The sequence below is a fragment of the Sphingomonas sp. genome (assembly GCF_039594485.1).
Classification (GTDB): domain Bacteria; phylum Pseudomonadota; class Alphaproteobacteria; order Sphingomonadales; family Sphingomonadaceae; genus Sphingomonas.
This window is the reverse complement of the sequence record NZ_JBCNNI010000012.1, coordinates 15,124-36,689: the sequence shown is the minus strand read 5'-3', so window position 1 is coordinate 36,689 and position 21,566 is coordinate 15,124. Positions and strand designations below refer to the sequence as shown.

Here is a 21,566-nt window from a genome sequence, read left to right as displayed (position 1 = left end):
TGGAAGCTCCCCGTTTCCCGCCGGTTCCGGCGGCTTTTCAATGGGGGGACGCGCGGAAGGGGCTGAATGACAAACGCCCGGACCGTTTCCGATCCGGGCGCCTGCGTGACGATCGCTCGTCAGCCCCCTTTTCCCGCTCCCGCATCAACCTCTTTGGGTGAGCGTTGGAGCAATCCCCGAACCACGGCCGTTGCTGCCTGTGTCTCAGTGGGATTGTGGTACGTTACGGCAGGGCGGCTTGTCATCCCTCTTGCGGCATCCGCGCTACGATTGGCGGGTTTGTGTGGCTGGCTTGCAACAATCCGGGGAGTCGCCGGTTTACCCGCCCGCATCGGGCGCGGCATTGCCAGCACCCGGCGCCGCTCGTACAGCCGCTGGGTCTTCTAGTTTTCCCTTTCTAGGATCGAACGAACCGCAATGATCCTGTCTCGTTATGAACGGATGATCGCCCGGCGCTATCTGCTGCCGGGCAAGGGGGAGGCGTTCATCTTCCTCGTCGCCTCGATCAGTCTGGTCGCGGTCATGCTGGGCGTCGCCGCGCTCGTCATCGTCATGAGCGTGATGAACGGCTTTCGCGCCGAACTGTTCGACAAGATCGTCGGGCTGAACGGTCATGCGGTGGTGCAGGGGGTGGGCGGTCGCCTGCCCGACTGGCGCGACATCGTGCGCGATGCGAAGGCCACGCCGGGCGTGACCAGCGCGGTGCCGATGATCGAACAGCCGCTGATGTCCAGCTATAACGGCCGGGTCGAGGCGGTGCTGGTGCGCGGCATGCGCGTGTCAGACATCCGCAACAACTCGGCCATTCGTTCCAAGATCGTCATGGGCAATCTCGACAGCGTCACGCCCGGCAGCGGCCGGATCGCGATCGGCAGCCGCCTGGCCGAGGCGCTGGGCGCGAGCGTAGGCTCGCAGATTTCGCTGATCAGCCCCCAGGGACAGACCACCCCCTTCGGCACCGTGCCGCGCATCGTCAGCTATACGGTCGGCGCGATCTTCGAGATCGGGGTGTATGACTATGACAAGGCCTATATCATCATGCCGATCGAGGATGCGCAGACGCTGCTCCTGATGGGTGACACGGTCGGCATGGTCGAAATCCAGACCGTCGATGCGGACCGGGTGGGTCAGATCCTGGCGCCGCTTGCCGACACGTTGGGCGGCCGGGCGGTGATCGCCGACTGGCGGACGATGAACGCGCAGTTGTTCGAGGCGCTGGCGGTCGAGCGGGTGGCGATGTTCACGGTGCTGTCGATCATCATCCTGGTCGCGGTGTTCAACATCCTGTCGTCGCTGATCATGCTGGTCCGCGCCAAGACGCGCGATATCGCGATCCTGCGGACGATGGGCGCGACCCGCGGGGGATTGATGCGGATTTTCATGACCGTCGGCACGACGATCGGCGCGCTGGGCACGGTCGCGGGTCTGGCGCTGGGCGCGATCTTCCTCTTCTATCGGCAGGGGGTGGTGAACTTCGTACAGTTCGTGACGGGCCAGAACCTCTGGGATCCGTCGATCCGTTATCTGACCGAATTGCCGTCCAAGACCGATCCGGTCGAGGTCATCGTGATCGCATCCATGGCGCTCGTCTTTTCCTTCCTCGCCACGCTCTACCCCGCCTGGAAGGCGGCGAGCACGGACCCGGTTCAGGTGCTGCGCTATGAATGATCCGATCATCCGCATGGGAACCGCGATCGAGCCCCGCGCCGCCGAGCCGGTACTGGAGACGCGCGGACTTTCGCGCAGCTTCACCCAGGGCGACCAGACGATCGAGGTGCTGCGCGGTGTGGACCTGGCGGTCGCGCCGGGCGAGATCGTCGCGCTGCTCGGCCCGTCAGGCTCCGGCAAGTCGACGCTGTTGCAGGCGGTGGGGCTATTGGAGGGGGGCTTTTCGGGATCGATCCGTATCGCTGGCGAGGAGGTGTCCAAACTCGACTCGCATGGCCGCACCATCGCGCGGCGCGACTATCTGGGCTTCGTCTATCAGTTTCACCATCTGCTGCCCGACTTCAACGCGATCGAGAATGTCGTCCTCCCGCAACTGGTGCAGGGCAAGCTGCCCGCCGCCGCCGATGCACGCGCCAGGGGATTGCTGACCGCGCTGGGCCTGGGCCATCGGCTGACCCATCGGCCGAGCCAGCTATCGGGCGGCGAGCAGCAGCGCGTGGCGGTCGCCCGCGCGCTCGCCAACCAGCCGCCGCTGGTGCTGGCGGACGAGCCGACCGGCAATCTGGACGAACACACGTCCGAGGTCGTGCTGGCCGAATTCCTGCGACTGGTGCGTGGCGAGGGCTCGGCCGCACTGGTGGCGACTCATAATGAGCGGCTGGCGCTGAAGATGGACCGGGTGGTGCGTCTGCATGAAGGACGCCTGCAATGAGCGTCTGGACCGAGACGCCGACACTGACCGGTCGCCACGTCACGCTTCGGCCCTTCGTCGAGGCGGATCTGCCGGCATTGGTAGAGGTCGCGCGGGAGGGCGATCTCTGGAACATCTTCTACGCCAATGTCTCCATGATGAAGATACCCGAGCGCTGGCTGGCGGTGGCGCTCAAGGAGCGGGATGTTGGCCGCGCGCTGCTCTTCACGGTCGAGACGCCGGATGGCGCGGTGGTCGGCACGACCCGCTATATGCGCATGGCGCCCCAGCATCGGCGACTGGAGATCGGCGGTACCTTCTACGCCCCCCGCGTCCAGCGGACCGGCGTGAATACCGAGGCGAAGCGGATGCTGCTGACCCATGCTTTTGAGGTGATGGAGGCGCAGGTGGTGCAGATTCGCACCGACTCGCTCAACAGGCGCAGCCAGGCGGCGATCGAGCGGCTGGGCGCGAAAAGGGACGGCGTGTTGCGCGGCCACCAGGTGATGGCCGACGGGCGTATCCGCGACAGCATCGTCTATTCGATCATCGATCGCGAATGGCCGGGGGTTCGGGCGAACCTGGATTATCTGTTGGGGAAGCATGGATGAGCGGGATCGCGGATTTCTCCGTCACGGCGGCGGACGGCACCTCGGTCGACATGGCGGCCTATGCGGGACGTGTGCTGCTGATCGTCAACACCGCCTCGAAATGCGGTTTCACCCCGCAATATGAGGGGCTGGAGGCACTGTATCGTCGGTATGAGGGGCAGGGGCTGACCGTGATCGGCTTTCCCTGCAACCAGTTCGGCGCGCAGGAACCGGGCGATGCGGCGGAGATCGCCAATTTCTGCTCGCTGACCTATGACGTGACCTTCCCTGTGATGGCGAAGGTCGAGGTCAATGGCGATGGGGCCGACCCGTTGTTCCAGTGGCTGAAGGCCGAGGCGCCGGGTGTGCTGGGGACCAAGGCGATCAAGTGGAACTTCACCAAGTTCCTGGTGGACCGCGATGGGCGGGTGGTTGGCCGCTACGCCCCCACGACCAAGCCGGAGGAACTGGCCAAGGATATCGAGGGGCTCCTTTAAACCCGAGCCTTGGTTCAGCCTGGACTGAGGGGGGAATGAGATCGTCCCCCCCATCAGCCAAGGGGTCAAAGCGCGAAAGCGCTCGCCCCCTTCTTGTGATCCAGCGCTGAGGCGATCGAGGTGATGCCGCCGAACAGGAAGCTGATCCCCAGGATATAGCCGGGCAATGTCATCGCGCTCCACGGCAACGTTGCAAGCACGAACAGCGCCAGGATGATGTTCAGCACGCCCAGCGCGATCATCCAGCCGCGCCGCCGCCGCATCCGTACACCCAGTCCGATCTCCAGCGCACCGCGCAAGGCCAGCCACACGGCCACCAGCAAGGTGAGCGAGATCGCGCCGGTCGCGGGCTCGAACGCCATGATCAGCCCGATGATCAGCGAAAGGATGCCGAAGCCGATCGCGTAGCCACGCCCCTCATGCCCCTTGCCGAAGATGCCCGCGCCGATCGACACGAGCCCGGCGGCGATGAAGAACGCCCCGATCACCAAAGTCGCGGCCAGCGTGGCGGGCACCGGGAACAGGAAGGCCGCAATCCCGATCAGGGCCGACAGCACGCCATAGGCCAATATCCAGCCCCAGCCCGCCCCGGGGCGCAAAGCACTGGCAAAGGAACGGTCGGTGTCGGTCATCATCTTCCACCTTGATCTGGATTGATCCTTCTGTTGCCGTAACGGTTCGTCTTTCAAGGGGTTCCATGCTGGCCGAATCATGCGGCTTGGCCTAAGGGTCGGGGATGCATTCTGGATATGTGCCGCTCCGCATCTTCTCCTCCTTCACGATGCTCGACGGCGCGATCGATCCCAAGGCGATCGCGGCCCAGGCCAAGGCGAACGCGTTCCCCGCCGCCGGGTTGACCGACCGCAACGGCCTCTATGCCGCCATGGCCTTTTCCGACGCGGCGAAGAAGGCGGGGGTGCAGCCGATCATCGGCACGATGCTGGGCGTCGCGCGGCCCGACATGCCTGATAACGTCGCGCCGGTGGTCGACTGGGTGGCGCTCTATGCGCAGGACAAGACCGGGTATGATAATCTGTGCGCGCTCGTGTCGGCGGCGCATCTCGATCGCCCGATCGAACTGGCCGCGCATGTCGGCTTCGACACGCTGGAGCGGTTCAGCAGTGGCCTGATCGCGCTGACGGCGGGCGGGGAGGGTGGCATGGCCCGCCTGTTCGCCGAGGGTCAGCCGGACCGGGCCAGGCGCTATGCCGACCGGCTTCAGGCCATTTTTGGCGACCGGCTCTATGTCGAACTCGCCCGCCGTGACGATCCCGTCGAGATCGCGGCCGAGCAGGACCTGATCGACCTGGCCTATGACCGCGACCTGCCGCTGGTCGCGACCAACCCGTGCTGCTTCGCCGATAGCGGTTTTCGCGACGCCCATGACGCCATGCTGTGCATCGCCAATTCGACCTATGTCGAAATGGACGATCGCCCCAAAAGCTCGCCCGAGGCCTGGCTCAAGCCCGCCGAGGTCATGAAGCAGCTCTTCGCCGACCTGCCGGAGGCGATCGACAATACGCTGGTCGTGGCGCAGCGCTGCGCGGTGATGGCCCCCTGGCGCAAGCCCATCCTTCCCAGCCTGGCGGGCGACCGCGAGGGGGAGGCGGCGATGCTCCGCCGCGACGCGACCGCCGGCCTGGAGGCGCGGCTCGACCGGATCGCCGAGCTGGAGGGCGAGGGCGAACCCGGTTGGCGCGAGGCCTATCACGAACGCCTGAGGTTCGAGGTCGACATCATCATCCAGATGGGCTTCCCCGGTTATTTCCTGATCGTCGCCGACTTCATCAAATGGGCCAAGGATCATGACATTCCGGTCGGTCCGGGCCGTGGTTCGGGCGCGGGATCGGTGGTCGCCTGGGCGCTGACCATCACCGACCTCGATCCCCTGAAGCTGGGCCTGCTGTTCGAGCGCTTCCTGAACCCGGAACGCGTGTCGATGCCCGACTTCGACATAGACTTCTGCGAAACCCGGCGTGGCGAGGTCATCCGCTACGTTCAGGAAAAATATGGTCGCGACCAGGTAGCGCAGATCATCACCTTCGGTAAGCTGAAGGCGCGCGCGGTGCTCAAGGACACCGGCCGCGTGCTCCAGATGAGCTATGGCCAGGTCGATCGCCTCGCCAAGCTGGTGCCCAACCACCCGACCGATCCTTGGGACCTGAAGCGCGCGCTGAACGGCGTGCCCGAGTTGGCGAAGGAATATGCCAACGACAACCAGGTCCGCCGCCTGCTCGACCTGGCGACCAAGCTGGAGGGGCTGCCGCGCCACTCGTCTACCCACGCCGCGGGTGTGGTTATCGGCGACCGGCCGCTGGCGCAGCTCGTACCGCTCTACCGCGATCCGCGTTCGGACATGCCGGTCACGCAGTTCGACATGAAGTTCGTCGAGGGCGCGGGGCTGGTCAAGTTCGACTTTCTTGGCCTGAAGACGCTGTCGGTGCTGCAAAAGGCGGTGCAGTTGCTGGCCAAGCGCGGGGTGGAGGTCGACCTCGGCGCGCTCGCCTGGGACGATGAGGCCACCTATGCCCTGTTGCAGAAGGGCGACACGGTCGGCGTGTTCCAGTTGGAATCGGAGGGCATGCGGCGCACCCTGTCCGCCGTGCGGCCGACCAATTTCGGCGACATCATCGCGCTCGTGTCGCTCTACCGCCCGGGTCCGATGGACAATATCCCCAGCTTCGGCCGCCGCAAGCAGGGGACCGAGGAGATCATCTACCCGCATCCGCTGCTCGAACAGATATTGTCCGAGACCTATGGCATCTTCGTCTATCAGGAACAGGTGATGCAGGCCGCCCAGATCCTGGCGGGCTATTCGCTGGGCGGCGCGGATCTTCTCCGCCGCGCGATGGGCAAGAAGGTGAAGGCGGAGATGGACGCGCAGCGCGCCATCTTCGTCAAGGGCTGCCAGGAGGTGAACGGCATCCCGTCGCAAAAGGCCAACGAGCTGTTCGACTTGATCGACAAGTTCGCAGGGTATGGCTTCAACAAGAGCCACGCGGCCGCTTATGCGTTGCTCGCCTATCAGACGGCGTGGCTGAAGGCGCATCATCCGCACGAATTCTATGCCGCGTCGATGTGCTACGACATGGCGCTGACCGACAAGCTCGCGATCTTCGTCGACGATGCGCGGCGCATGGGCGTGACGATGCTGCCGCCCTGCATCAACGCCAGCCAGGCCGAGTTCGATGTCGAGCCGCATGAGGATGGCCTGGGCGTCCGCTATGCGCTCGGCGCGCTCAAGTCGGTGGGCGAGGGCGCGATGGAAAAGCTGGTCCTGGAGCGGCAGGCGGGCGGGCCCTTCGCCTCGCTCGATGCGCTTGCCAAGCGGGTCGATCCGCGCCTCATGAACAAGCGCCAGTTGGAAACGCTGGCGTCGGCGGGGGCGTTCGACGCGATCGAGTCCAATCGCGCAGGCGTCCATGCGGTCGCCGAAACGATCCTGGCCATCGCGGCCCGCACCCATGAAGGGCGGACCAGCGGACAGGGCGGCCTGTTCGGCGAAACCGAGGTCGCGGGCGATGCGATCAAGCTGCCTTCCGGCGTTCGCTGGACGCTGTCGCAGCGGATGGAGCAGGAGAAGGAGGCGTTCGGCTTCTATTTCTCGGCGCATCCGGTGGACCGTCATGCGCATATCGCCAAGATGCATGGCGCGCGGACCTATACCTCGCTGACCGAACTCGTCATTCCCGATGACGGCGCGCGGATCGGTTCGACCATGGCCGCTTTGGTGGAGGATGCGCGCTGGCGGACATCGGCGCGCGGCAAGCGCTATATGATGGCACAGCTCTCCGATGCGACGGGCCAGTTCCTCGCGACCTGTTTCGACGATTCGGTCGCGGCCGATCTGGAAAAGGCGGCCAAGGAGGGCGATTGCGCGCTCATCACCGTCGAACTCGACCGCCGTCCGGGCGAGGAAGCGCCGCGTGTCAGCATCAAGCGGGTCCAGCCCTTTGACGGGTTGGCCAGCACCGCCAAATTCGTCGTCGAGGTGACGGTGACGGACAAGTCGGCGTTTCGCGCGCTCCACGCGATGCTTGACCCGCTGCGCAACGGCCGGGGCGAGGTCCGTGCAAGGATCGCGGGGCCGGATGGGGATACGCTGCTCTCACTCGGGCGGAATTTCCTGCTCGACGCGGAACTCGCCAGCCATATCGAGGACCTGCCCGGCGTGAAGGCCGTGGCGATGAAATCGTCCGAAGCCCGACTGGCGTTGGTGGGGTAGTCTTCGCTCCCCGGTACGAGTCTGCCACTCATGCCGGGGGCGTACCGTCAGCTGCCTTTTTCGCGCTGGCCTTGTTCATCCTCCTTCGCGTCGCCGTGATTGCCATAGCCGCCGCCCGAGCGATCGGCCTCGTCCTCATTCGGCACCTGGTTGGGCGGCGTCGGTTCGGGATCGGTGATCATATGGTCTCTCCTTCACGGCCATAACGCCTTGAAGAACCGGAGCGATCCTCAGAACAGCTCGCCTTGCGGGCCGGTGGGCGGACGAAACTGACCGGTGTCGAGCTTTGGCCGGTCGAGATTGAGCCCGTGCAACCGGCAGGCGCGGTGGAAGCGGACCCGCAGCAACTCGGCCCATGGCCCTTGCCCCCGCATCCGTGAGAAGAAGCCCGGATCATTGTCGCGTCCGCCGCGCAGGGACTGGATGATCGCCATGACCTTGGCCGCCCGGTCGGGGAAATGCGCGTCCAGCCAGGCGCGGAACAGTGGCGCGACCTCGTGCGGCAGGCGGACGGGAATGAAGAAGGCGTGCCGTGCCCCTGCCTCCGCAGCGCGGGCGACGAGATGCTCGATCTCATGGTCGGTGATCGCGGGGATGACCGGCGCGATCGAGACATAGGTCGGTATCCCCGCCGCCGCCAGCGTCGCGATGGCCGCCAGCCGACGTGCGGGCGTCGGCGCGCGGGGCTCGACCGTACGGGCGATCTGCGGATCGAGCGACGTCACCGAGACGCAGACCGTCGCCAGGCCGCGTGCCGCCATGGCCCCCAGAATATCGATGTCGTGCACCACCCGGTCCGACTTGGTGGTGATGGCGACCGGATGGCCGGTTTCGGCCAGAACCTCCAATATCCGGCGGGTGATCCGCCACCTTTGCTCGATCGGCTGATAGGGATCGGTGTTGGTGCCCAGCGCGATGGTCGAAACCCGGTATCCCGGCTTGGCCAGTTCGGCGCGAAGCAGTTCGGCGGCGTTCGGCTTGACGAACAACCGGCTCTCGAAATCCAAGCCGGGCGACAGGTCGTGATAGGCATGGGTGGGCCGTGCGAAACAATAGATGCAGCCATGCTCGCAGCCGACATATCCGTTGATCGATTGGCTGAACGGCAGGTCGGGGGAAGTGTTGCGGGTGATGATCGTCTTCGGCTTGAGCGGGGTGACGATGGTCGCCAGTCGCGGCGGTTCGCCATCGATCAGCGAGCGCGCGTCGAGCCAATCCCCATCCGCCTCGCGTTCGGGCAGGTTGAAGCGCTTGCTGGTCGCATTCTGGGTGGCACCTCTTCCCGTCGTCTTCTGCATTCCCAAATCGGAACATATAAAGAACAAAAAGGCAAGGGCGGGATCACCGATATCGGGCTTGCAAGGGCGTAAACGGCGCGATAGTCATTGGAACGTAAAGTGAACAAAGGGGCTGTATGGCGCGTCTCGACTATCTCGAACTGCCGGTCGCGGACCGGGCGGCGGCGAAGCGCTTCTATGCCGAGGCGTTCGGATGGGACTTCATGGACTTCGGGCCGGACTATGCCGCAACGACGAGCGGAGACACCGATATCGGCGTGGACGCCGCATCCGATCGGGTGAAGGCGCCCCTGCCGGTGATCCGGGTCGCGGATCTCGAAGCGGCGCAGGCGGCGGTCGAGAAAGCGGGCGGCACGATCAGCGTCCCCGCCTTCGCCTTTCCCGGCGGGCGACGCTTTCACTTCCGCGATGTGGACGGGCACGAACTCGCGGCGATGCAGCCCGACTGATCGATCAGCGCTCAAGCAGGCGCGGCATCAGTTCCACGAAGTTGCAGGGGCGGTGACGGCTGTCGAGCTGGTCGCGCAATATGCCGTTCCAACCATCCTTCATCGCGCCGGTCGATCCGGGCAGCGCGAAGATATAGGTCCCGCGTGCCACGCAGGCGCAGGCGCGTGACTGGATCGTCGAGGTGCCGATCGTCTGGAAGCTGAGCCAGCGGAACAGCTCGCCGAAGCCGGGGATCATCTTGGTCGCGACCCGCTCGACCGCTTCGGGCGTGACGTCACGCCCGGTCACGCCGGTTCCGCCGGTGATCAGGATGCAGTCGATGCTGTCGTCATCGATCCAGCGGTGAAGCTGTGCCACGATATGGTCGGCATCGTCGCGCAGGATGGTTCGGTCGGCCAGTTCATGTCCGGCCTCGCTCAACAGGCCGACCAGCGTGTCGCCCGATCGATCCTCGGCCAGTGACCGAGTGTCGGAGACGGTGAGCACCGCGATACGGACGGGCAGGAAAGTGCGGCTCGTGTCGATGGGCATGATGGCTTTCGCTCTGAATGGTTGGAGGCTGAACGCTTGGCAAGGCGGGCGGGGCGCGATGGGGAGGGCGCTTCGACGTCGCTCGGGATGAACGGCGGCCGGGAATGGGGATGCCGAGCCCGTTCCGACGTCCAGCTATGACCCCGATGGCGGTCCGGCCTGAGCATCGTTGAACGCCAGGCAGGGGCAGGGCCGCGCGTGGCGCGCTCAATTCGCCTGGGTCAGCGTCGCGTTCGACTGCGGATTGATCGGTGCGTTCAGCGCGATCGTCGTCCGGGGCTGGACACTGGCCTGCGCCGTGTCGGTGCGCTTCATGCGGATCGCGGAAGCGCCGGGCAGGCCGGGGAAGCGCGGCCAGAGTCCCTGGGCCAGCGCCGATCGGCTGGGCGACTTGGTCTTGCCGGTCTGGCTTTCGTACATCCAGTAATTGCGCAAGACCATGGTGACATAGCCGCGCGTCTCCCAATAGGGGATGCTTTCGATATAGAGGAGCGGGTCGCCGCCGTCGCGGACCAGGCTGTTCCACTCCGCCACCGGCTTGGGGCCCGCATTATAGGCGGCGATCACCTTTGGCAGCAGGCCACCCGTCACCCCGGCCATATCGCGCAGCCGCTCCAGATGGCGCTGGCCGATATCCATGTTGGTCGACGGCTTGGTCAGCGCGCTACGGTCGATCGAGACGCCGCGTTCGCGCGCGAAATCGGTCGCGGCGGCGGGCATGATCTGCATCAGGCCATAAGCGCCCGCCGGGCTGACCACCTTGTTGCGGAATCCGCTTTCCTGAAGGGTATGGGCATAGACCAGCGCCTTTTCGACGCGCCAGCCGCTGTCCGGCGTCCAGCTCGGCGTCGGGTAGCGGGCCTCCGCGGTCGCGGTCACGCCCGCCGGGCAGTTATGCGCGAGCCAGACGGTGGTGGCGGGCAGGTCGAGCGATTCGGCCAGGCGGACCAGGTTGCGGAACTCATGCGGCTGGCCGATCCGTGCCTGTTGCCGGATGACCTGGTCGGCGAGATCGGTCTCGCCGATCTCGACCAGCGCGGCGGCGACCAGGATGTTGGGGCGGCGATCGAGCGCGGCCCAGTCGGTCGCGACCAGTTGCCCCCTGGGTTCGCGATCGCCCTGCATCCCCAGCGCCTGCCGCGCCAACTGGCCGTAGAAGCTCTCACGGAACTGGGAGGCGGAGCGGAGCCGCCCCTCGATCTTGTCGGGCCGCCCGCAGACCATGTCCGCGCGCGCCGCCCAGTAAAGCGCCGCCGCGCGCAGATCGACGTCGGTGGCGCGCGCCGCCGTCCCCTCGAAGGCGGTTTCGGCGGTCTGGCAGTCATTCTGTCGCCAGGCCGATAGCGCGACCGTCCAGCGGCCCTGGATCGCCCAGTCGCCGACCCCGTTGGCGGCCTTGGTGGCCATGGCGCGGGCATTGGCGTCGTCGCCGCTGAGGAAATAGATCCACGCAACCTTCTGCTGCCATTCGGTCAGCGCTTCGGGCGACAGGCCCTGGGTCGCCTCCAGCAGCGCCTGGGCGGGAGCGCCCTGATCGGCCTTGACGAAGGGCTGCATCTTGACCGCCAGCTCGGCGGCGATCTGGTCGCTGCGGATGCTCTTGGCGCGGACGCGGCGGGGCGCGCCGTCCTGCCAGATCAGGTCATGCGCCTCCGGCAGGGGCGGAAGGTCGCGCGCGCCCCGCGAACGGGCGAGGCGGGCCAGTTGCTCGGCCTGGGGCAATTCGGGGGCTTCGTTGAGCAGCGTGACCAGCCGCTCGACATCGACCTTGGGGGATCCCTTGGCGGTGTAGAGTTCGGCGCGGGCGATGGCGTGGAGCGGGCCGGGCTTGAGCGAGTCGAGCTGCAACTGTGCATCCGTCCAGCGGCCATCGCGGATCGCGGCGAAGACGCGCATATAGCCCGCCTTCTGATCGGCATCGAGCAGCGCGGGGATGGTCGGCGGCGGCGTCTTGGGCAGCACGGCGGCGGTGCGGGCATCGGCGGCCGGGGTGGTTCCGGCCCCGGCGATCGGATCGGCCGGAGCGGCGAGGGCGGTTCCCGCGCAGGCGGCCATCACGGCCCCGACGGTCAATGTGGTCGCGACAACCTGCCCCAGCTTCATGCGCGCATGTCCCCCATGACTCTCTGCAAATCCCTCCAGCTTTCCGCCTTCGCCATCGGCTTTTCGATCAGGAAGCGCGGATGGAAGCTGGCGACAGCCCGGCTTTGTCCGCTTTTATGGTCAACGGCGTGTGAATGTCCGCGTGCGCTGGTGAGTTCGGTCCCGAGCACGGCACGGCTCGCCGCATTGCCGAGCAGCAGCAGCGCGCGCGGCGCGATCAGCCCGACATGATGGAGTGCGATCTCGGCCAGCCGCGCTTCCAGTCCGGCGGGGGCACGTCCGGCCAAAGGACGCCGGGCGCAGACGGCGGCGAGGTGCACCGTCTCACGCGATTGGCCGATCGCGGCGAGCATCCGGTCGAACAGCCGACCACAGGCGCCCGACAGAATCTGCCCGGCTTCGCCATCGTCGCGGTCGGGGCAATCGACCAGCACCATGAGCGGGGCATTGGCGGGGCCGGTCGCGGTCAGCGAGACGCCGTCCCAGTCCGCCTCGGGCGCGGCATCCGACAGCCGCCACGCCAGAAACGCCTCCAGCGTGTCGGGCAGCAGCGTCGATGGCGCGATGGCAGGCCCGACCGGCACGGACGTGGGCGTGGACGAGGGCTGGGCGAGGCCGGCCGGCGCGAAGGCCGCGGGACGGGCGGGTTCCGCGGCCTTCCAGTCGCGGGGTTCGTCCTCGACCAGCAGGTCGACGCCCGCATCATGCCACCAATCAAGCACGCTGGCCGCCAGCATACTCTCTAACGGTGCGGTATCGAACGTCGGAAAAGCCCCCATATGGGATAAGCCCATGCTGCAAGGTTGACGTTCGCGTCAATCTGTCGGATCGACAGTCAGGACAAGATGTTTCCCGTCCGCGTCCGAACGAGCCCTTTGCAACGGGGCGCTACGGTCGCGCTATGGTCTAGCTATGAGGATGCCATGAGCGAACGCGAATCGATGCCCTATGACGTGGTGATCGTCGGCGCAGGTCCGGCGGGCCTGTCGGCGGCGATCCGTTTGAAGCAACTGGCGGCCGAAACCGGGGACGAATTATCGGTCTGCGTGCTGGAAAAGGGCTCGGAGGTCGGGGCGCATATCCTGTCGGGCGCGGTGATCGACCCGATCGCGCTGAATGAACTTCTTCCCGACTGGCGCGAGGATGGCTGTCCGCTGGCCGAGGTGCCGGTGACCGAGAATCATCACTGGATCCTGACCGCCGGCAAGCATCATGCCGTGCCACACGCGCTGGTCCCGCCCTTCATGCACAACAAGGGCACCTATACCGGCAGCCTGGGCAATCTGTGCCGCTGGCTGGCGGGCAAGGCCGAGGAACTGGGCGTCGAGATCTTCCCCGGCTTTGCGGCGGCGGAAATCCTGTTCCACGAGGATGGCCGGGTGAAGGGCGTCGCCACCGGCGACATGGGCATTGCGCGCGACGGCACGCGCAAGCCCGATTATCAGCCGGGCCTCGAACTCCACGCCAAATACACCTTCTTCGCCGAGGGCGTGCGCGGCCATCTGTCCAAGGAGATCATCCGCCAGTTCGATCTGGCGCGCGACAGCGGGCCGCAAATCTATGGCCTGGGCATCAAGGAATTGTGGGACATCGACCCCGCCAAGCACGTCCCCGGCCGCGTGATCCACACCCAGGGCTGGCCGCTGGGCGACGAGGCCAATGGCGGTGGTTTCATCTATCACCAGTCGGGCGGCCAGGTCGCGATCGGCTTCGTGACGTGGCTCAACTATTCCAATCCCTACATCTCCCCCTTCCAGGAGATGCAGAAGTGGAAGACCCACCCGGTCATCGCCGAACTGCTGAAGGGCGGCAAGCGTGTCTCCTATGGCGCGCGCGCGATCAACGACGGCGGGCTTCAGGCCATCCCCAAGCTGACCTTCCCCGGCGGCGTGCTGATCGGCTGCTCGGCCGGGTTCCTCAACGTGCCCCGGATCAAGGGTACGCATGGCGCGATGAAGTCGGCGATGCTGGCAGCGGAAGCGGCGTTCGCGGCGGTGCAGGCGGGGCGCGAGGGCGACGAACTGACCGACTATCCGGCGGCGTTCCGAGCGTCCTGGCTCTACAAGGAATTGTCGGGCGTTCGCAACGTCGTGCCGCTGGTCAAGAAATATGGCGATTTCGTCGGCAGCGGCCTGGCCAATGTCACCATGTGGTCCGAGCATTTCGGGCTGAAAATGCCCTTCACGATGAAGCACAAGCCCGATCACGAAACGCTGTGGCGCAAGGATCAGGTGAAGAAGCCCGATTATCCCAAGCCCGACGGCGTGCTGACCTTCGATCGCCTGTCCTCGGTGTTCCTGTCCAACACCAATCATGAGGAGGATCAGCCGGTCCACCTGACGCTGAAGGATGCGTCGGTGCCGATCGCGCACAACCTGCCCCTGTTCGACGAACCGGCGCAACGCTACTGCCCGGCCGGCGTTTATGAGGTGGTAAATGTGGAAGAGGGCGATCCGACATTCGTGATCAACGCCCAGAACTGCGTCCACTGCAAGACGTGCGACATCAAGGATCCGGCCCAGAACATCAACTGGGTCGTGCCGGAAGGCGGCGGAGGGCCCAATTATCCCAATATGTAAGCGTGCCGATGTCCTGTCCCTGACGGCGGCCCTGCTGGTCGCGTCGGGCCTCGTCTCTCCGGTGGCGGCGACGGTGCGTCCCGCCACCCCGCCCTTGCCAGCCTATCTCGCCGCGCGCGTGGCGGCGGCCGAGGGGCGTTCGGCCGAGGCGGCAAGCGGCTATGCGATCGCGCTGGCGGGCTGGCCCGATGATCCCGCCTTGGCGGTGCGCGCCTATCGCGAGGCGATGATCAGCGGCGACGAGGCGCTGGCGCTTCGGTCGGCACAGGTGATGAAGGCCGAACAGGTCGCGCCGCTCGACGTGGCGTTGCTCGACCTGGCGATCGCGGCGCGCAAGCGTGACCTGGGGGGCGTGGATGCGGCTATCGCCCGTATCGACCAGGGAGCGCTCGCCATATTGTCGCCCGCGCTCAAGGCGTGGGTGGCATGGGATCGTGGCCAGCCGGTCGAACCCGCGCTCGACAGCGCGGGCAAGGAGCCGGTCGCGCGGCGACTGGCCGATGAACACCGGGTGCTGATCGCGCTGGCGGGAAAGCGGATGGACCATGCCGCTGCCAGGCTGCTGCTGGAGACGATGCGCGCCGCACCGGACACGCGCATCGGCGCGGCGGAATTGATGGCCGGGCGCGGCGATGTGGCGGACGCCCGCGCGCTGATGGCCGACCCGCTGGTCGTCGCCACCCGCAAGGCGCTGGGCGTGAAGCCGAGCCTGGGCTTCGGCATCTCGCAACTGCTGGTCCGCGTCGGTGGCGAATTGGCGAGCGACGGCCCGCGTCCGCTGGTCATCGCGCTCGCCCGCACCGCGGCGATCGCCGATCCGGGCAATGACCGCGCCCGCCTGTTGCTGGCCCAGGCGCTGTCCAAGGACGAGGCATGGACGGCGGCGATCGCGGCGCTGGACGGGATCGATCCCAGGCGCGCCTTCGCGCACCGCGCCGATATCGTGCGGATCGGCCTGTTGCAGGCGGCCGGGCGGGATGGCGAGGCGTTGATGCTGGCGCAGCGGCTGGCGGTCGCGCCGGGCGCATCGGTGGAGGATTGGCAGGTCTATGCCGACCAGTTGATCGCCGCCAAGCGTCCGGCCGACGCCGTGCCGTGGTATGAACGGGTGACGCGCGGCGATCCGGCGGTGCCCTGGGCCGCATGGCTGCAATATGGCGGCGCGCTGGATCAGGCGGGCCGCGCGGAAGAGGCCGATGCCGCCCTGGCGCGCGCGGTCGCGCTCGGCCCCGACCAGCCGCTAGCGCTCAACTATCTCGGTTATGCGCGGGTCGAGCGGGGGTATGACGTGCCCGGCGCGCTCGCCCTGTTGGAAAAAGCCAGCAAGCTCGCGCCCGACGATGCCTCGATCACCGATTCGCTTGGTTGGGCCTATTACAAGGCCGGGCAGACCGCCCGCGCCCTGCCGCTGGTCGAGCGTGCCGTCGTCGGCGAACCCGCCAATAGCGAGATCAACGACCATCTGGGTGATATCTACTGGGCGCTCGGGCGGCATTATGAGGCGCGCTATGCCTGGCGTGCGGCGGCGCTGACCGCTGACGAGGCGCAGATGGCGGAGATCACCCCCAAGCTGTCGCGCTGATCGCGCTTGCTGGCGGGGGCGGGGCGTCGCATGAGGCGCCTATGACCCGTATCGTCGAAACCGCACCGGCCAAGATCAACCTGGCGCTTCACGTCCGTCGCCGGCGGACAGACGGCTATCACAAACTGGAAACCCTGTTCGCCTTTTGCCGCGACGGGGACGTGGTGACGGTCGAACCTGCCGGGACCGGGGCGACCACCCTGACGCTGACCGGGCCGTTCGCCGCCCTTTTGCAGGGGGAGCCGCCGGCCGACAATCTGGTGTTGCGCGCGGCGGCGGGGTTCGTTTCGCGTTTCGGGATCGCGGGGCATCACGCGATCACGCTCGACAAGCATCTGCCGGTCGCATCGGGGATCGGCGGTGGGTCCGCCGATGCCGCCGCGACGCTACGTGCCTTGGCGCGGATGCACGGCATGGCGTCCGATCACCCGGAGCTGTTCGCGCTGGCGGCCTCGCTGGGGGCGGACGTGCCCGCCTGTCTGCTGGGCCGGACCGCGCTGGGGCGGGGCAAGGGGGATGCTTTGCGACCGCTGGCGCCGATGGGCGACCGGCCGGTGCTGCTGGTCAATCCGGGCGTCGGCGTCTCGACCGCGGCGGTCTTCGGCCGTTGGGACGGGGTAGACCGCGGCGCTTTGGCCGAGGGCGAGGTGATGACGGTCGCGGCGGCAGGGCGAAACGACCTGGAGCCGCCCGCCCGTGCGATCGCGCCGCAGATCGATGCGGTGCTTGCGCTGCTGGAGGCCGCGCCCGGCGTCATCCTGTCGCGCATGTCTGGATCGGGGGCGACCTGCTTTGCGATCTTCGACACCGTGGACGCGCGCGATGCGGCGGCGCGGGCCGCCAGGGCGCAGGACTGGTGGACGCTCGCGACTTTTTTGGCCTGAATATTTGTTCTCATCTTGTTCTCATGGAACAAAGCGCATACATTGCAGATGCGTTGAATGGACCACCAGGTTGGTCTAGCGAGGGAAGCATCTGATGGCCGCCAATCTGAAAGTGATCGAAACAGGCATGGCAACCGCAAACGCAGACCGGCAAAAGGCGCTGGACGCCGCACTCGCCCAGATCGACCGGGCGTTCGGCAAGGGCTCGGCGATGAAGCTGGGACAGAAGGAGACGATGCAGGTCGAGGCGATCTCGACCGGCTCGCTCGGTCTCGACATCGCGCTCGGCGTCGGCGGCCTGCCGCGCGGCCGCGTGATCGAGGTCTATGGCCCTGAATCGTCGGGCAAGACGACGCTGGCGCTGCACGTCATCGCCGAGGCGCAGAAGATGGGCGGCACCGCCGCCTTCGTCGATGCCGAGCACGCGCTCGATCCCGTCTACGCCAAGAAGCTGGGCGTCAATATCGACGAACTGATCGTCTCGCAGCCGGATACCGGCGAGCAGGCGCTGGAAATCACCGACACGCTGGTCCGCTCGAACGCGATCGACGTGCTGGTGGTCGACTCGGTCGCCGCGCTCGTGCCGCGTGCCGAGATCGAGGGCGAGATGGGCGACAGCCATGTCGGCCTTCAGGCCCGCCTGATGTCACAGAGCCTGCGCAAGCTGACCGGATCGATCAGCCGCTCGCGCTGCATGGTGATCTTCATCAACCAGCTCCGCATGAAGATCGGCGTGATGTACGGCAACCCGGAGACGACGACGGGCGGCAACGCGCTGAAATTCTATGCCTCGGTCCGGCTCGACATCCGTCGCACCGGCCAGATCAAGGATCGCGAGGACATCACCGGCAACACAACCCGCGTGAAGGTGGTGAAGAACAAGGTCGCGCCGCCGTTCAAGCAGGTCGAATTCGACATCATGTATGGCGAAGGCATCTCGAAGATCGGCGAGATCCTCGACCTGGGCGTCAAGGCCGGGCTGGTCGAGAAGTCCGGGAGCTGGTTCTCCTACGACTCGGTGCGGATCGGGCAGGGGCGTGAGAACGCCAAGAACTATCTGCGCGACAATCCCGACATGGCCGACCGGCTGGAACGCGCCATCCGGCAGCGGACCGAGAAGGTCGCCGAGGAGATGATGACCGGTCCCGACGCGGACGACGATCTGTAACACAGGGCAACGGCCCGCCGGAAACGGCGGGCCGTTTTGCCATGCGCGGCTCGGGCTCCTGGCGAAGACGAGATGAAGGGCCGGAAAGGGCCGGAAAGGGCGGGGGGGAGGCATGACGGGGGCGATGGACTGGGCCGGGCGGGTCGGCGACACATGGGCGGCGGAATGGCGGCGCACCGATCGCAGCCTGGCCGACCTTTCGCGCCATCTTGACGCGGCCATCGCTGCCGTCGCGCCCCATCGGGGAGGGGCGCTCGATATCGGCTGCGGAGCCGGAGCGACCAGCCTGGCCCTGCACGCCGCGCGCCCCGCGATGGAGATCACGGGTGTCGATCTATCCCCCGAACTGGTCGCGGTGGCACAGGCGCGGGCGGAGGGCGAAGCGGCCGGTCCTGTACGTTTCCACTGCCAGGATGCGCTGGACCTGGCGGCGCGCGACGGACCATTTGATCTTTTCGTCTCGCGGCATGGGGTGATGTTCTTCTCCGATCCCGTCGCGGCTTTCCGCGCCTTGCGCGATGCGGCGTCGCCGGATGCGACCCTGGTCTTTTCCTGTTTTGACGAGCGCGGGCGAAATGGCTTTGCGACGCTCGCCGACATCGTGACGGGGCAGGAGCCGCCCGTATTGAAGGGCTATGCGCCGGGCCCGTTCGCCTTTGCTGATTTCCATCAGGTCGCGACATGGCTGGAACAGGCGGGCTGGACACTCGGCGCGGCGGCGCGGGTCGCCTTCGATTATAGGGTTGGACAGGGCGATGACCCGGTTGCGGACGCGGTGGCCTTCCTGTCCCGCATCGGCCCTGCGGCGCGTGCAATCGCGGACGCCGAGCCCGAGGAGCGGCGGCGGATCGTCGATGCGCTCGCGGCCCTATTGTCCGATTATCGCATGGGCGATCAGGTCGTCCTGCCCGCCTCGGCCTGGATCTGGCGGGCTCATGCGGGGGGATAGCGGCCATATTCCGGGCGCGCGGGACGTGTCGGGACGGATGTGCGGCTTATCGCTGCGATGATCGTGACCGTTGGGACAAGCGCTACGGTTCGCGTGGCGGCGCGTGGGATTTTGAGGCGCGATCGTTACGCAGACCGCACGCATCCGAATCTCCTCCCAACAAGGGGATAGGTATCGGGACATGCGCCCAGGACCATGTCGGATGACGGATCGACAGGCGCATGTTCGTCCCTTTGGCTCCCGCCGCGACCCTGATGCGTTATCGCCGCCGGATCATGGGGAACTGGCATGACGATCATCGTCCATCATCTCGAAAATTCGCGGTCGCAGCGCATCCTGTGGATGCTGGAGGAACTGGAACTCCCCTATGAAGTCCGCTGCTATGAGCGCGAGCCCAGGACGATGCTGGCGCCGCGCGCGTTGCGCATGGTCCATCCGCTGGGCAAGTCGCCGGTCATCGAGCATGACGGACTGGTGATCGCCGAGACGGGGGCGATCATCGAGTATCTGGTCGGCAAGGGCGATGGTCGGCTCGGCCCCCCGGCGCATCGCGAGGCGATGCTGCGCTGGCGCTTCTGGCTGCACTATGCCGAGGGGTCGTTGATGCCGCCGCTCCTCGTGCTGCTGGTGCTCAGCCGAATCCCGCTCCTGGGCAAGGCCGCGATGAAGCGGTTCCAGCCGATGATCGACCGCCATCTCGACTATGTCGAAAGCGAATTGAAGAACACGCCCTGGTTCGCGGGCGACCCATTCACCGCCGCCGACATCATCATGAGCTTCCCGCTGGAGGCGGCGCGGGCGCGGGCGGGACTGGACGAAAGCCGCCCCGCGACGATCGCGTGGTTGGAGCGCATCCACGCCCGCCCGACCTATCAGATCGCGTTGGCGAAGGGCGGGCCCTATGCCTATGCGTGACCTCGCCTCCCGGACATGCCGCAGGTCGATGTCCGCCGCCCCGTCAAAGCCGTCGGGTATCGGGTGGTAAGGCCACGGGGCCGTACCGCCCGGTCCGCCGGATCAATGCCCGCCGACCTGACGAAAGCTGTCCGGCGCGGGCTCGGCGGGTGTGCCCGATGGCGCGTGGAGCGAAGGCATATCGACCGGTTCGGGTGGATCGAGCGGTCCTTCCCATTTGGCGATGACCGCACTGGCGACGGCATTGCCGATGACGTTCGTGGCCGAGCGTCCCATGTCCAGGAAATGGTCGACGGCCAGGATCAGCAGCAATCCCGCCTCGGGGATGTTGAACATCGGCATGGTCGCCGCGATCACCACGAGCGAGGCGCGCGGTACGCCCGCAATCCCCTTCGACGTGACCATCAGGACCAGCAGCATGGTGATCTGCTGCCCGATCGACAGGTCGATGCCATAGGCTTGCGCGATGAACAGCGACGCGAAGGTCATGTACATCATCGAGCCGTCGAGATTGAACGAATAGCCGAGCGGCAACACGAAGCTGGCGATCCGCGGCGGCACGCCGAACCGGTCGAGACCCTCCAGGATGCGGGGATAGGCGGCCTCGGACGAGGCGGTCGAGAAGGCGAGCATCAGCGGCGCGCGGATATGCGCGATCAGATCGCGGATACGCGATCCGATGAACAGCGTGGCCACCCCCAGCAACACGAGCCACAACAGGATCAGCCCAAGATAGAAGCTGCCCATGAAGACCGCGAGCCTGCCGATCACCGACGGACCCTGCTCGGTCAGAGTGCCAGCCACGGCCGCGAACACCGCGATCGGCGCGACCCGCATCACATAGTCGGTCACCTGCAGCATCACCGCGACCAGCGCGTCCACCGCGCGGACCAGCGGCGCCGCCCGCTCGCCCACCGCCGTGATCGCGACGCCCAGGAACAGCGATCCGATGACGATCTGGAGCACTTCGTTGGTCGCCATCGCCTCGATCAGCGAGGCGGGGACGAGATGGGTGACGAACTTCTGCAGGTCGAAACCGGCTTTCACCACGCCGCTGTCGGCGGTGACGGCGGGCAGCGGCAGGTTGAGGCCCACGCCCGGGTGCAAAAGGTTGACCAGAACCATGCCCAGGCTGAGCGAGACGAGGCTGGCCGAGATGAACCAGGCGAGCGAGCGCACCCCGATCCGCCCCAAAGCGCGGGTGTCGCCCATCTGCGCGATGCCCGACACCAGGGTCGCGAACACCAGGGGCGCGATGATCATCTTGATCAGTCGCAGGAACAATCCGGTCACGATCGCGAAATAGCCCGCGATCGTCTTCAATTCCGCGGTCGCCGCCGCGCTGCCGTCGTCCAGCGACAGGTTGATCGCCAGTCCCACGACCAGCCCGAGGACCAGGCCGACGAAGATGTACAAGGTCAGCCGCTTGGCCATGC

At 66.6% G+C, this 21,566-nt stretch carries 19 protein-coding genes; 12 read left to right on the top strand and 7 right to left on the bottom strand.

What is annotated here, in order from left to right:
• Positions 1-417: 417 nt before the first annotated feature.
• From ABDV78_RS07845 to ABDV78_RS07830, 4 genes are read left to right on the top strand one after another with little or no spacing between them, the layout of a single operon-like run.
• Positions 418-1,668 carry a lipoprotein-releasing ABC transporter permease subunit gene (locus tag ABDV78_RS07845; RefSeq protein WP_343526816.1) on the top strand — a complete coding sequence of 417 codons (1,251 nt, stop codon included), beginning with the start codon at positions 418-420 and terminating at the stop codon, positions 1,666-1,668.
• A 13-nt stretch (positions 1,669-1,681) separates the two neighbouring features.
• Positions 1,682-2,380, top strand: coding sequence for an ABC transporter ATP-binding protein (locus tag ABDV78_RS07840; protein ID WP_343526901.1), 699 nt, complete (start codon positions 1,682-1,684; stop codon positions 2,378-2,380).
• A complete protein-coding gene (locus ABDV78_RS07835; RefSeq protein ID WP_343526815.1) occupies positions 2,377-2,970 on the top strand; it encodes a GNAT family protein in 594 nt (197 codons plus the stop codon). The genes ABDV78_RS07840 and ABDV78_RS07835 overlap by 4 nt, the downstream gene beginning before the upstream one ends.
• The gene (locus ABDV78_RS07830) at positions 2,967-3,446 is read left to right on the top strand and encodes a glutathione peroxidase (RefSeq protein WP_343526814.1); all 480 of its coding nucleotides are present in this window, start codon (positions 2,967-2,969) and stop codon (positions 3,444-3,446) included. The genes ABDV78_RS07835 and ABDV78_RS07830 overlap by 4 nt, the downstream gene beginning before the upstream one ends.
• Positions 3,447-3,511: 65 nt before the next feature.
• On the opposite strand, the gene ABDV78_RS07825 is transcribed toward ABDV78_RS07830, so the two are convergent.
• Entirely contained in the window at positions 3,512-4,081 is a 570-nt protein-coding gene (locus tag ABDV78_RS07825; protein ID WP_343526813.1) for a DUF308 domain-containing protein, read from the bottom strand.
• A gap of 101 nt (positions 4,082-4,182) precedes the next feature.
• Between ABDV78_RS07825 and dnaE the strand changes: the two genes are divergently transcribed.
• Positions 4,183-7,671, top strand: a complete 3,489-nt coding sequence (gene dnaE / locus ABDV78_RS07820) for a DNA polymerase III subunit alpha (RefSeq protein ID WP_343526812.1) — start codon at positions 4,183-4,185, stop codon at positions 7,669-7,671.
• Between the two features lie 47 nt (positions 7,672-7,718).
• On the opposite strand, the gene ABDV78_RS07815 is transcribed toward dnaE, so the two are convergent.
• Positions 7,719-7,853, bottom strand: a complete 135-nt coding sequence (locus ABDV78_RS07815; RefSeq protein WP_343526811.1) for a hypothetical protein — start codon at positions 7,851-7,853, stop codon at positions 7,719-7,721.
• 48 nt (positions 7,854-7,901) lie between these two features.
• Positions 7,902-8,969: a PA0069 family radical SAM protein gene (locus ABDV78_RS07810; RefSeq protein WP_343526810.1), complete on the bottom strand. Its 1,068-nt coding sequence runs from the start codon at positions 8,967-8,969 to the stop codon at positions 7,902-7,904.
• A 116-nt stretch (positions 8,970-9,085) separates the two neighbouring features.
• Between ABDV78_RS07810 and ABDV78_RS07805 the strand changes: the two genes are divergently transcribed.
• Complete coding sequence (locus ABDV78_RS07805; RefSeq protein ID WP_343526809.1) at positions 9,086-9,418, top strand: VOC family protein; 333 nt, start codon at positions 9,086-9,088, stop codon at positions 9,416-9,418.
• Between the two features lie 4 nt (positions 9,419-9,422).
• Here ABDV78_RS07805 and moaB read toward each other — a convergent pair whose 3' ends face one another.
• From moaB to ABDV78_RS07790, 3 genes are all read right to left on the bottom strand, one after another.
• On the bottom strand, positions 9,423-9,950 hold the full coding sequence (gene moaB, locus ABDV78_RS07800) for a molybdenum cofactor biosynthesis protein B (RefSeq protein WP_343526808.1): 528 nt from the start codon (positions 9,948-9,950) through the stop codon (positions 9,423-9,425).
• Between the two features lie 207 nt (positions 9,951-10,157).
• Complete coding sequence (locus tag ABDV78_RS07795; RefSeq protein WP_343526807.1) at positions 10,158-12,053, bottom strand: lytic transglycosylase domain-containing protein; 1,896 nt, start codon at positions 12,051-12,053, stop codon at positions 10,158-10,160.
• Positions 12,050-12,790: a uracil-DNA glycosylase gene (locus ABDV78_RS07790; protein ID WP_343526805.1), complete on the bottom strand. Its 741-nt coding sequence runs from the start codon at positions 12,788-12,790 to the stop codon at positions 12,050-12,052. Before ABDV78_RS07790 ends, ABDV78_RS07795 begins: the two co-directional genes overlap by 4 nt.
• A gap of 186 nt (positions 12,791-12,976) precedes the next feature.
• On the opposite strand from ABDV78_RS07790, the gene ABDV78_RS07785 reads away from it, so the two are divergent.
• From ABDV78_RS07785 to ABDV78_RS07760, 6 genes are all read left to right on the top strand, one after another.
• A complete protein-coding gene (locus ABDV78_RS07785; protein ID WP_343526804.1) occupies positions 12,977-14,632 on the top strand; it encodes an electron transfer flavoprotein-ubiquinone oxidoreductase in 1,656 nt (551 codons plus the stop codon).
• A 61-nt stretch (positions 14,633-14,693) separates the two neighbouring features.
• Positions 14,694-16,214 carry a hypothetical protein gene (locus ABDV78_RS07780; RefSeq protein ID WP_343526803.1) on the top strand — a complete coding sequence of 507 codons (1,521 nt, stop codon included), beginning with the start codon at positions 14,694-14,696 and terminating at the stop codon, positions 16,212-16,214.
• Between the two features lie 41 nt (positions 16,215-16,255).
• Positions 16,256-17,098 carry a 4-(cytidine 5'-diphospho)-2-C-methyl-D-erythritol kinase gene (locus tag ABDV78_RS07775; protein ID WP_343526802.1) on the top strand — a complete coding sequence of 281 codons (843 nt, stop codon included), beginning with the start codon at positions 16,256-16,258 and terminating at the stop codon, positions 17,096-17,098.
• Between the two features lie 94 nt (positions 17,099-17,192).
• The gene (gene recA / locus ABDV78_RS07770) at positions 17,193-18,266 is read left to right on the top strand and encodes a recombinase RecA (protein ID WP_343526801.1); all 1,074 of its coding nucleotides are present in this window, start codon (positions 17,193-17,195) and stop codon (positions 18,264-18,266) included.
• Between the two features lie 112 nt (positions 18,267-18,378).
• Positions 18,379-19,215 carry a class I SAM-dependent methyltransferase gene (locus ABDV78_RS07765; protein WP_343526800.1) on the top strand — a complete coding sequence of 279 codons (837 nt, stop codon included), beginning with the start codon at positions 18,379-18,381 and terminating at the stop codon, positions 19,213-19,215.
• Positions 19,216-19,503: 288 nt separating this feature from the next.
• A complete protein-coding gene (locus ABDV78_RS07760) occupies positions 19,504-20,130 on the top strand; it encodes a glutathione S-transferase (RefSeq protein WP_343526799.1) in 627 nt (208 codons plus the stop codon).
• A 102-nt stretch (positions 20,131-20,232) separates the two neighbouring features.
• Here the strand turns inward: ABDV78_RS07760 and ABDV78_RS07755 are convergent, their stop codons facing one another.
• Positions 20,233-21,564, bottom strand: coding sequence for a dicarboxylate/amino acid:cation symporter (locus ABDV78_RS07755; RefSeq protein ID WP_343526798.1), 1,332 nt, complete (start codon positions 21,562-21,564; stop codon positions 20,233-20,235).
• Positions 21,565-21,566 lie beyond the last annotated feature (2 nt).